Raw genomic sequence first — 11,334 nt, 5'->3', positions numbered from 1 at the left:
TCTGACCAAACGTTAGAAATCTGACCAAACGTTAGAACTCTGCGGCAACGCTGAATAAGGAACTTCTATGCAATACACCAAGCTTTCAGGACTTACACTCGCGTTACTCTGTGCCTTCCCTACCTCAGCAGCAGAGAAGCCAAATCTAGTCCTTCAAATCACGGTAGATGGCCTGCGCGCAGACCTAATCGAACGATATAAGCACAACTTCGGTGAAGGCGGTTTCCGGTACTTAATGGATGACGGCACTTACTACACCAACGCGAACTACCAACATGGCAACACGGAAACGATCGTGGGCCATGTGTCGCTTGCAACAGGCGCTCCACCGAGCGTACACGGCATGGTAGGTAACGTTTGGTATGACCGTAGCGAAGAGCGTTTGGTGTATAACGTAGAAGACGGCAACTACAAAATGTTGACCTCTGGCGCGGGTGTCGACAAAGCAACAGAGATCGACCCAACGCAGAAGACAGCACAAGGCGATGGCCGCTCTCCAGAGCCAATACTCTCCACCACGTTTGGTGACGAACTGACGATTTCCAATAGTGGCAAATCAAAAGTGTTCGGTGTATCAGTGAAAGACCGCGGTGCGATCTCATTGGCAGGGCACAGTGGTAAAGCCTTCTGGTTCTCCAAAGCGCAATCTGAGTTTGTCACCAGCAACTATTACTACGACGAGTATCCAGATTGGGTATCACGTTGGAACGAGAAAGCGATTGCTGCAGAGTACTCGAAACAGAAATGGGAGCTCTCATTACCACGTGAAAACTACACGCTGCAAGAGCACGATACCGAACACAAAGTGAAACTCGGTGATTTCCAACGCACCTTCCCTCACCCTTATGGCCCCGCGAGTTACAAGTACTACAGCACAACGCTAACCGTTAGCCCGGCTGGCGATGAAATCACAGAAAACTTTGCAAGCACACTGTTGATGCAAGAGAAGCTAGGTCAAGGTGACGTGACCGATTACCTGTCTGTAAGTTTTTCATCAAACGACTACGTGGTGCACTTATACGGCCCTGAAAGCCTAGAGACAGAAGACAACCTAATTCGACTCGATAAGACGATCGCCAAGCTTCTTAAAACCGTTGATCACCAAGTCGGACTAAAGAATACACTAATTGTGTTGTCTGCCGACCACGGTGTACCTGAATCTTCACCTGCGGCAAATGCGCTTGGCTTCAATCAAGCTCAATACTTCAATAAAGACACACTGCTCTCGAGTGGCGTAGAGCAAAGGTTGAAGGATGAGTTTGGTTTATCCAAAGACGCAATACGCTTGTACGCACAGCCTTATATTTATCTGAATCACGATTTAATCGCAGAGAAGAAACTTGACCTAGCTAAAGTACAGGAAGCGATCGCCGATGAAATAGCGAAAGTGAAGGGAGTGGCGTTTGCCGTATCAAGCAGTGATATCGCGGCAAACCGAGTACCTGATACTCATGTAATGCAGCTCATTAAGAACAACTACCACCCAGCTCGTTCTGGCGATGTGTATGTGGTATTTGCTCCACGTAGCTACATTAACGACATGGAAGGCCTTCAAATAGCCTCGACTCATGGCTCGCCATGGAAGTACGATACACATGTCCCTGTCATCTTCGCAGGCTACGACGTTGAAGCTCAGAAAATCTCGCGTCCAGTCACGCCATACGACATTGCACCAACGCTTTCGAACAAACTGGGTATCACTCAACCAAGTGGTTCAATTGGAGAAGTTCTGCAAGAAATTACCGAATAATAGATGTCATTGAGGTTTCTTAGTTTTAATGTCGAAACCCACACCAAGTAAAAGAGCCACTTATCAATTCAGACTGACTCAGTCAAAACAGATAAGCGGCTCTTTTTGATTGCCTGTAGTTAGGTCGAAATCCAATCAACGTATGTCAGTGCTGGGAATAACGGCTATTCGCACAAACATTTTCCATTAATCGCCCTTTAGAGGCTAACTTGATATGTCTTTTGCTGCCGCTTTGATCTTAGCGCGCAACCACTTGTGGCTAGGTTCATTAGTGCGACTCGGGTGCCAAATCATACACATATCGAGGTCTTCCAATTCGAATGGTAGTGGTAGTGTTTTAACCGAGTACTTTTCAGAAAAACAACGCACCGATGACATAGGTAACACTCCGATGTAATCAGAGCCCTCAATAACTGGCAGCATCTCAACAACACCCGCAGCGCGATAGACTATTCTGCGCTTTTCAAGGTCACTGTAGTGTTCAGAACTCAATAAGCTTTTACGTGCATGCCAACGAGATACAACCACATGCTCAACTGATAGGAACTGCTCCATATCGATCGTATCACCAATCGTAGGATGGTCTTTGCGGCACACCACCACCAGTTCCTCTTTAGAGATCACCTCATGCTTGAGCATGGTTCTTCCTTTAGGTGTCATATCGATAATAACATCGTGTCTTTGAAGCCTTAAATCAGACTCGTAATCTTCCGTAAATAGAGGGTGAACTTCTAACGCGATACCAGGTGCAACTTGGCTGATTAACTGCATCACTCTTGGCATCATTTCGTAGCTCGCCGCCGAGACGCAGGCAATTGAATACACGCGCCCTGAAGTTTTGGGGTCGAAATCTCTTGATGCGGATAAGGTAGAAGTGAAATTTTTAAGCGCAGCGGCCATTGCCGGATAGATATCAATAGCGAATGTGGTTGGCTCTACGCCTGATGTGGTACGGTGAAACAGTGGCTCGTCATAGATATCTCGCAACCGTGCAAGCGCTTTGCTCACAGCAGGTTGGCTTATATCCATGCGATTAGCAGCCCTAGATAAGTTCTGCTCTTCATAGATAGCAACAAATATAGGAATTAAATTGAGTTCGGTGCTTTTCATACAGTTCCATATTAAAGAAGCAGGTCCCCTATAGTAGAGAGCCTGCCGATTTTGTTCGATGCGAATAACTAAAGTTTGCTACTTAGTTCTATCTTTTAAGTTTGGCAAGGCTTTAGGGATTTTCAAGCGGTCGAAAATTGAACGAGAATTGCTTGAGTTTGATGTGTCATTGGGTAAGTTACGTAACCCTCTCCACAAACGAGTAAATACGTTTTTGTCTTCTCGCCCTTGTTGGAGGGATTCACTGTCTTCTATCCAACGTTTCTGTCCATTCAATTTACCAAGTTGCGCTTTATTCAGTTCTAGCTGAGAGGTTTCGTTTCGTAATTGACGATAGATAAAGGTTCTCAATGCGGGCCAATTATTTTGCTTAAGCAAACGACGCAATACCAACCAACTTGGTGTTGGTCGATTTTTGTAATAGCGCTTCGCCGCAACGAATAACATGCCACATAAGACCACTGCCAAACCAACGCTTATAAAGACCGACATGTAAGCTTTGATGAAGGATTGGAATGTGTGTTTTGCTTCAAACACTTCGCCTTTTATTACCACGCTCTCAAGACGCTGATTTTTGCTGTCCCACCACTGGAATGTGAACTCCGGTAAGGTAAATTCACCACCTTGCTGAATCACATAAACCGTCTCTTCAATTCTACTGGAACGGTAGTCACCACGTTCTTGTGTGTCATCTAAACGATTAGGTTGCGGGTAAGCTTGATATTGCTGTGTCGATTCATTGGTCAACACATTGGGAAGTAACACCGACAAACTGTCTTTCGCTTTGATCGTCACGGTTCGAGTAACCGCATCACCCACTTTTAAGTCTTCGCTCGAACGTTGCCATTGCTGCTCAACATCCACGTCTGTCGCTGAAAACCAAGGCGATTCATCGCTTAACAAACCAGACGGTAATGAGGCTTCAAACTTAATCGGCTGCGTATAAAGCGTGCCACCAACGTTTGACCCATCAGGAGCTGACACTTGAATACGAACCGGTACGGTTGGAATCACAAACTCGCCAGAAGTCATCGGATAAAGCGTCACTTCCCAACGTTGACGCGACCATGTAGTGCCATTGACCCGTTCCGTGTAATTAGTCGCGAGTTGGTTACGTTGCTTAGCGATCACGTTAGGGATTTCGATACTGCCGATTCGAGTCCCTCCCGTTAACCAACGCGGCGTCGCCACCTCAATATTCAGAATTACCTGCTCATTGACGCTCACTTTAGTCGGCGTTATCTTATCGCCTGACTTTGGCTTTTCCCCTACCCAAGCGATAAGCTCAACGTCACCACTTTTTTGGAGATCGAAGATATCGGCAGCAGAAGCAACAAAAGGAGAAAACCAACTCAATATAAGAGTCATCGACAGTAACCACTTATGGGTTCTAAATCGCACTCTCTTTGATTGAATGGCTTCAAGAGCTAAATGATATCGACTCATTGGGTTTGCTCCTGTTTTGACGCTTGTTCGATGGAAGGTGCAGGGTCTCTTAATTGAATTTGGAACTTGGACTTTAAGAAGAACTTAGGGTCCGCTTCGACTCGTTTTAACCACTTATCGGCAAGCTCTTGGCTACCCAAAATTTCATTGGCATTAAGCGTTTCCTTGAGCATCAATTCCGCTACCGTTTCTTCTTCAGCGCCATCACCCGTTCGCGGCTGATCGTCTTCGAGTTCTAAAGACTCTTCAGGGCCATCTGTGGTCCCGGACTGACTTTCACTGGTTCGGTTAACCTCTTCGACAATCCCACTAAGCACAGCAAGATTGTTTTCCACATCCGTTCTTAGTTCTGGTGACAGATCCTCTTTCTCGCTTAATAATTTCAAAAGGTCTCGCGCCGCAAGATATTCACGCTGTCTGGCTAACGCACTCGCCGCGTTGTATAAACCAAGGTCAGTTTTGGTTTGCAGGAATGCACTGTGAGCGAGCTTAAAATCACGAGCATAGTAATAAGCCGCGCCCTTTCGCATTGGGTCAGTAAAATGTTTGGCAGCTTGAAGATATTCTTTCTGATTCAACAGGCGTTGACCTTGCTGATCGGGCGTTAACCATAAGTCCCACCACCATTGAGCTGTTTTGTCCCAAGCCGTAACCGACTCCACCACAACGGGTTTCTCAGCAGTTAAGTTGACTGTTTTCGCAAAAGTGCTTGGTGAATAGATGCTGCCCGAAATCACTAGACCAACGACACACCACTGCACCAGCCATCCTTTTCTGAACCACAACAACATGATAATCGCCATTGGGATAAGCAAGCCATAGCCCATGTCTTTCCAAGGCATTGAAGATTCGCCGTTGAGCTGCATGTTTCTTTCAACCGCTCTGTTCAGTTGTTGGATATCCGAATCATCAACGGTCACTTCGATCAGTCGTCCACCTGTCTTACTCGCCAAATTGCGTAATGAATCGAGGTCGACAGGATTATCGCTCACCACATTACTGTTTCCTGCGGCTAGAATAAGCAACTGATACGGGTTGTCGTTAAAGAAGTTCTCGAACGCTCTGATGGTACTTGGATTTACACCATCCGATACCAACAACACTGACGAACCTAGCTCACCAGACAATTGCTGATTTATGAGTGGCAGTGCTTCTTCTGCTGACTTACCTGATACCGGCATGATGTCGGGTGTGATAGCCGCTAGAAACGGTTCGAATACCTTGCTGTCTTGAGTCACAGGCATCGCGACGTGTGCGCTGCCTGCGTAAACCACTAAGCCCGTATTACCGCCCTTGCGCGCTGCTAATAAGTCTCTAATTTTCTGTTTAGAGCGTTCCAAGCGACTCGGTGGTAAGTCTTTCGCCAGCATGGATTCGCTGTTATCAAGCACCACTAACATCGACGCTTTGTCTTCCCCAAAAGGTGAAGCCTCACGCTGCCATGTTGGGCCAGAACAGATAATGATGGCGATAGTTACAATCACCATCAATAGCTTCAATGGCAGCTGCCTACGCCAGCCTGTTTCACCAATGGTCAATGCATCACGTAAGTGTGCAGGTAGAATGTCTTTCCACGTTGGTTTGGTCTCTTCTCTCCAACGAACCCATAACAGGAAGAACATCGGAATAAAGGCCAACAACCACAAAGGTCGGATAAAATGAAACTGGGTAAAGAACTGTTGCAGAGTGAGAGAATCAGGCATCATCCTCTCCTTTCAATTTTTTAGTTTTAGAAGCCAAAAGCGACCTTCTACGTAAAGTCGCCAGACTAAAGGCAGTCAAATACATCACAACAACAATGGCCATCAAGTAATGATGTAACCCCTGTTTAGGACGATAAGTGGTACTTTCATATAACTGTGGTTCTAGTTCACCGATTTGAGCGTAGGCTTTGGTCAGTTCGTCGCGGTTAAGCGCCTCAAAGGCTTCGCCACCAGACTCTTGAGCCACTCGCTTGATGGTTTCCATATCCAGAGCCACTTCACCAAAGGTTTGCGGATCGCCCATCGCAATAACGTGAATTCGAACGCCCTTAGCCTTAGCAACTTTTGCGGCATCGATAGGCTCAACAAAGCTTCCGGTGTCATTGCCATCAGTTAGCACAATCACAACTTTCTCTTTCACGTTCGCATCAATACTTGAATCTTGAACCGCAGCACTCTGCTTTTCGCTTTGTTCAAACACCTTAATCGCCAAGCCAATCGCATCACCTAAATGCGTGCTTTGTCCTGCCATCGCCACATCGGTTTGATTAAGCAGTTCAAGCCACACATCTTGGTCAGCTGTAAACGGTGTTTGTACAAACGCTGCATCACCAAACAAGATCAAACCGAGTCGGTCCCCTTTTCTGGTTTTCGCGAAATCGGCTAACACCTCTTTGGTCGCATCTAAGCGAGAGATTTTATCCCCTTGTTTAGACGTAAAATCTTGTTCAGCCATTGAGCCAGACAAATCGACAACCACCATCACGTCGCGACCTAATTGTTCACGAACTTGTGGCTCACCAAGAATGGTAGGTTTCGCTAATGCGCAGATCACTAATACCCAGGTAATGATCAGCGTAGTGCGTTGCCACCAGCTTGGTGTTAATTGGCTTGCACCTTCTGATGGAGCCTCGCCAATCGCTTCAACCAACTCACTGAAAAATGGCACCTTGATGGCCATTTGTTTAGTGCGATAAGCAGGTACGGCGAAGTAAACGAGTAAAGGCAAAGGTAGTGCGATAAACCACAGTGGGTGCGCAAATTCAAAGCTGGCAGATAAAACATCAAACATTGTCTTGCCCCTCAACCGTTACCTGTACATTCGGCTTGTGAAGTTTTAGCCACATCATCGCGGTTTGAATTACCTCTAATCGCTGTTCAAAGCTCAGACGCACATTAGGGTCAATTAGGCTTTGCATCCATAATTCCGAAACTTCATCGGCAAAGAACGCATTGCTGTTTTCACTTGTGTTAGCGCTAACAGGCAGATAAGCGTTCAGACGGTTTACATAGGCTTTTCCAAACAGCTTTGCATTGCTGCTGTCTAGGTAACGAAGTACCACTTTGAGGACTTTAAAGGTTCGTTCAGTTGAGTTCTTGTCTCTTGCATCCAGTACCATGAGTTCTTGAAGCGCTTCTTTGCGATAACGGTTATTCCACCACCTTAGCGCTAAACGATAAGCCAGATAGACAGCGACCAATAACAGAATGACGCCAAGGATCTTCCAGCCAATAGTTTGCGGCATCCAGCTCACGCTCTCGGGAATGGCGACATCGTGCAGATCGCGAAGGATATAAGTACTTGGAGGCGTATGTTCAACGGCCATCTAACGCCCTCCCACCAGCTTTTGAAGCTGAGAAATATGAGTTCCAGACGTATCTAATTCGATATAAGGGAGGTTTTTCATCGCCATTAATTTAGCAAGGGACTGTTTCTGGAGTGCCGCTTTTTGGGCAAGGCTTTCACTTGCAAGGTTAACCTTAGATTGGCTGTCCAGATTAAGTTGAAAGCGACCATCACCCACCACCCAGTTTGCGCTTGCCAGATCTTGAGGCAATGATTGTTCTAATGGATCGGTGACCATAATGGCTAAGATATCGTTGTGTTGTTGCAGTTGCTTTAGTCGGTCAAGGTGTTGCTCTTGGCAATCTCGCCAATCACTAATAAAGATTAAGGTCGATTGCTTTAATCTCATTCGTTTTATCAGTTCAATCCACTGGCTAAACCCAACACCTTCGCTGTCGCTCACCCTGACACCTAAGCTTTGATTGGCTTTGGTCAGATGTTTTAACTGAGACATTAAGTCCGATTGAGAACGCTGTGCTTTGGTATGAAAGAGCTTTTGGTGCGACGCCAAAACGAAACCAACTCGGTCACCATCTTTCAGCACTCGCCATCCACACAATGCTGCGACTTCGGCGGCCACAACAGATTTCATAGTGTTTTGAGAAGCAAAGAACATCGAGCTGCGTTGATCAACACAGATCATCACATTACGGTCTTTCTCTTCGGTATAACTACGAACATGAGGTTTGCCTGTTCGCATCGTGACTTTCCAATCGAGGTTACGAATATCATCACCAAGTTGGTAGTGACGTAGCTCCTCGAAATTCAAACCTCGACCTCGGAACAATGAGTTGTGTCTACCCGACAGCACACTACCCGCCTTTAGATGAGGCAGTAGAGAAAACGACTCAGCTTGAGCCTGAATTCGCACTAACCTTGAATAATCACAGTACAAACGTGGATCAAGGCCTTGCGATTTGGGAGCTTGTGTTGGCTTCGCCATGACGCCCCCTAGTTATCCAATCTCAACATTATCGAGCAGTTCTTCAACCACTCTTTGATGGTCAACACCATCGGCCAATGCATCGTAAGACAGCGAGAATCGGTGACCTAACACGGTTGGCAACATGGCACGCACATCGTCTAACGTGACGTGGTCACGCCCTTGCAGCCACGCATAAGCGCGAGCGCATTTATCCAATGAAATAGATGCACGAGGGCTTGAACCAATTTCAATCCATTTCGATAAGTCTGATTCTGGGTAACGCTCTGGCTTACGAGTCGCCATCACCAAAGCCACAATGTAGTTCTCAACTAAATCGGAAACGGCAATATCTGGAAGTTGGCGGCGAGCTTCAAGTACCAACTCAGGTTCAATATGCTCTGGAGTGACTAATTCCGAACTCGTCTCGCTACCGAGCTCCTCACTGCGCACAAGTCGAATGATGTCGCGTTCAGCTTCATCTTCTGGATAGTCGACCGTCACTTTCATGATAAAACGGTCCATTTGTGCTTCAGGCAGTGGATACGTACCTTCTTGCTCTACTGGGTTTTGCGTAGCGAGCACCATGAATAGCTCTGGAAGAATATGAGTTTGACCACCCACCGTAATCGTTCCTTCCGCCATGGCTTCAAGCAGAGCCGCTTGTACCTTTGCAGGAGCACGGTTCACTTCATCGGCTAAAACAATACTGTTGAAAATAGGACCCGGTTGAAAGTGCAACTGAGGCTTTCCATCAAGCTCTTGATACACTTCTGTACCGGTTACATCTGATGGCAGCAGGTCAGGCGTAAACTGAATTCGACCAAAACTGGTGTTCAGTAGGTTCGCCAGTAATTTCACTGAACGAGTTTTCGCTGTACCGGGAAGTCCCTCTAAAAGCACATGCCCATTAGTCAATAACCCTATCACCAGAGCCCGAACGACGTGGCTCTGACCGATAACATTTTTCTCTGTTTGTTCAATCAGTTGGTTTATTGCTTGTTGCGCATGGTTCATAGGTCTTCCCTTAATTCAATCTGGCTGCGTACATCCTACTCACAAGCCCCATAACTATTAGTTATACACGTGATAATTGCTCATAAGCGCGATAATTGGTTACAAGCGGAATAAGCAGCAAGCACCATAGCCAAGCTCACCTCATCGCTTTATTTAAACTTAGCTTTCAATTGGTTAATGGCCTCCGGCGGTGCCACTTTGCTCAGTGATGAAATACATTGCTCAAACGCCTTTGGTACGCCCGGTATATGGCTGTTTCGCGCCAACACTTCACACTGGGCATACAAGTGCTGTAGGTTGCGGCTAAATTGGTAAGCCTTGTGCAGTGATTGACTTGCCGCAAGCACATCCGATTTCTCCAAAGCCAATCCGTACACATACCAATATTGTGGGTCGGTTTGTGCAGTTTCAGCAGCTTGCTTAAGGTACTCCGTTGCTTGTTCGTAATCTTTCACACGAAGCAGAGATAAGCCTGTGCTGTATGGCAATACACTCGATCTCGGCTGAGCTTCAATACCTTGCTTCAATGTCGACAGCGCTTTTGCTTCGTTACCTTGCGCTCGATACAAATCCGCTAAGTTGGCGTAGCTGTTTTCGAAATAAGGCTCGATTTCGATAGCACCTTGATAAAACTCAATCGCTTTTTGATATTGGCCTAGATCGCGGTAAACGTTGCCTAGGTTAGTACGTCCAAATCCTCTATCGGAATTAAATTGCTGTATCTCAATGTACTCTTCCAATGCAGGCTTGATTTGGTCTTTCTGCAGAGGATTCATTTCTCCCCAGTAACGCACTAATGCACCTGCGGTTTCTGAACGAATCGACAATACAGGGTCTTTCAGTAGCGGTTCTAAAATCTGCCAACGGTCAGTGAATGGGAAACCAGACGAGCCTTGCACAACGCCCAAACGGATCATTTCATCATCATGTTTCACCGCTCTTGCTAGCGAGATAAGCGTATTCTTACCCGTATTGCCGCCCAAACGTTCTAAGCTCGATGCACGAATGATATTGCTTAAGCTAGAGTCCTGAGCCGAGTATGCCAACGCATCCTCTGCCCCTCTGTGCCCTATTGAGTCAGCATAAAAGGCAACGGCAAAGTGCTGCTGATTACGATACTTAGAATCTGGGAACCACTCACCGATTTGCTTATCTGCCCACTGGTCGGTTTGATCTTCATGACAGCTAGTACACACGTTCGGCGTTTTAATATGTTGGCTAATATCAGGACGCGGGATATGCCAACTATGGTCACGTCTTGGGTCGACCTCCATGTAAGTCGTCTCAGGCATGTGACAAGTCGTACATTGTGAAGCTTCGGTATTCGCCTCGTGGAAGGTGTGCTTTTCAGGCGTGTATTCAGAAGCAATGTGACATTGGCTACATACAGCTTCCTCTGCAATTTTTAATTCTGCGGTATGGGGATCGTGGCAGTTAGTACATGTGACGCCTTTTTCAGCCATCACTGATTGAAGGAAAGATCCGTAAACGTAATCTTCATCGTAGATTTGACCATCGTTATGGTAAAGCTCAGGAGTAATCAAACTTAGACGATACTCATCAAAGAAAGACCCGTTAACGTGATCTCCAGTTTCATTTAACTGAGTACGTCTGCTGTGGCATTGCGCACAGGTTTGAACCTGATTGGTATGGATGATGTCTTTTGGTTGTAGGGTTGAGTTGCCCTCTTGGTAGATCCATTCTTTCACCGATTTCGACAAGTCGCGATCAAAGCCATAATGCGCGGAGGCTTGAACCT

Annotated in this window: 9 protein-coding genes; 1 reads left to right on the top strand and 8 read right to left on the bottom strand. The window is 46.4% G+C overall.

Features of this window, described 5'->3' with window-relative positions; all coding sequences use genetic code 11:
• Window positions 1–67: 67 nt before the first annotated feature.
• A complete protein-coding gene (locus tag AB4496_RS03745) occupies window positions 68–1,750 on the top strand; it encodes an alkaline phosphatase family protein (protein WP_009844965.1) in 1,683 nt (560 codons plus the stop codon).
• Between the two features lie 204 nt (window positions 1,751–1,954).
• On the opposite strand, the gene AB4496_RS03740 is transcribed toward AB4496_RS03745, so the two are convergent.
• From AB4496_RS03740 to AB4496_RS03705, 8 genes are all read right to left on the bottom strand, one after another.
• Window positions 1,955–2,860: a LysR family transcriptional regulator gene (locus AB4496_RS03740; protein WP_009844964.1), complete on the bottom strand. Its 906-nt coding sequence runs from the start codon at window positions 2,858–2,860 to the stop codon at window positions 1,955–1,957.
• Window positions 2,861–2,938: 78 nt separating this feature from the next.
• Entirely contained in the window at window positions 2,939–4,306 is a 1,368-nt protein-coding gene (locus tag AB4496_RS03735; RefSeq protein WP_102257628.1) for a BatD family protein, read from the bottom strand.
• Window positions 4,303–6,009 carry a VWA domain-containing protein gene (locus AB4496_RS03730; protein WP_009844962.1) on the bottom strand — a complete coding sequence of 569 codons (1,707 nt, stop codon included), beginning with the start codon at window positions 6,007–6,009 and terminating at the stop codon, window positions 4,303–4,305. Before AB4496_RS03730 ends, AB4496_RS03735 begins: the two co-directional genes overlap by 4 nt.
• On the bottom strand, window positions 6,002–7,081 hold the full coding sequence (locus AB4496_RS03725; RefSeq protein ID WP_102257627.1) for a VWA domain-containing protein: 1,080 nt from the start codon (window positions 7,079–7,081) through the stop codon (window positions 6,002–6,004). Before AB4496_RS03725 ends, AB4496_RS03730 begins: the two co-directional genes overlap by 8 nt.
• Complete coding sequence (locus AB4496_RS03720) at window positions 7,074–7,616, bottom strand: DUF4381 domain-containing protein (RefSeq protein ID WP_009844960.1); 543 nt, start codon at window positions 7,614–7,616, stop codon at window positions 7,074–7,076. The genes AB4496_RS03725 and AB4496_RS03720 overlap by 8 nt, the downstream gene beginning before the upstream one ends.
• Window positions 7,617–8,579, bottom strand: a complete 963-nt coding sequence (locus tag AB4496_RS03715; protein ID WP_009844959.1) for a DUF58 domain-containing protein — start codon at window positions 8,577–8,579, stop codon at window positions 7,617–7,619. It lies immediately after the preceding gene.
• Between the two features lie 12 nt (window positions 8,580–8,591).
• A complete protein-coding gene (locus AB4496_RS03710) occupies window positions 8,592–9,575 on the bottom strand; it encodes a MoxR family ATPase (RefSeq protein ID WP_102257626.1) in 984 nt (327 codons plus the stop codon).
• 149 nt (window positions 9,576–9,724) lie between these two features.
• The coding region (locus AB4496_RS03705; RefSeq protein ID WP_372130602.1) for a tetratricopeptide repeat protein at window positions 9,725–11,334 on the bottom strand (1,610 nt) is incomplete at its 5' end.

Origin of the sequence: Vibrio sp. 10N.222.46.A1 (genome assembly GCF_041473595.1) — a bacterium.
Taxonomy (GTDB): Bacteria; Pseudomonadota; Gammaproteobacteria; order Enterobacterales; family Vibrionaceae; genus Vibrio; species Vibrio tasmaniensis_A.
Note: the sequence above shows the minus strand (reverse complement) of the source record. Positions and strands in the feature narration are given on the sequence as shown.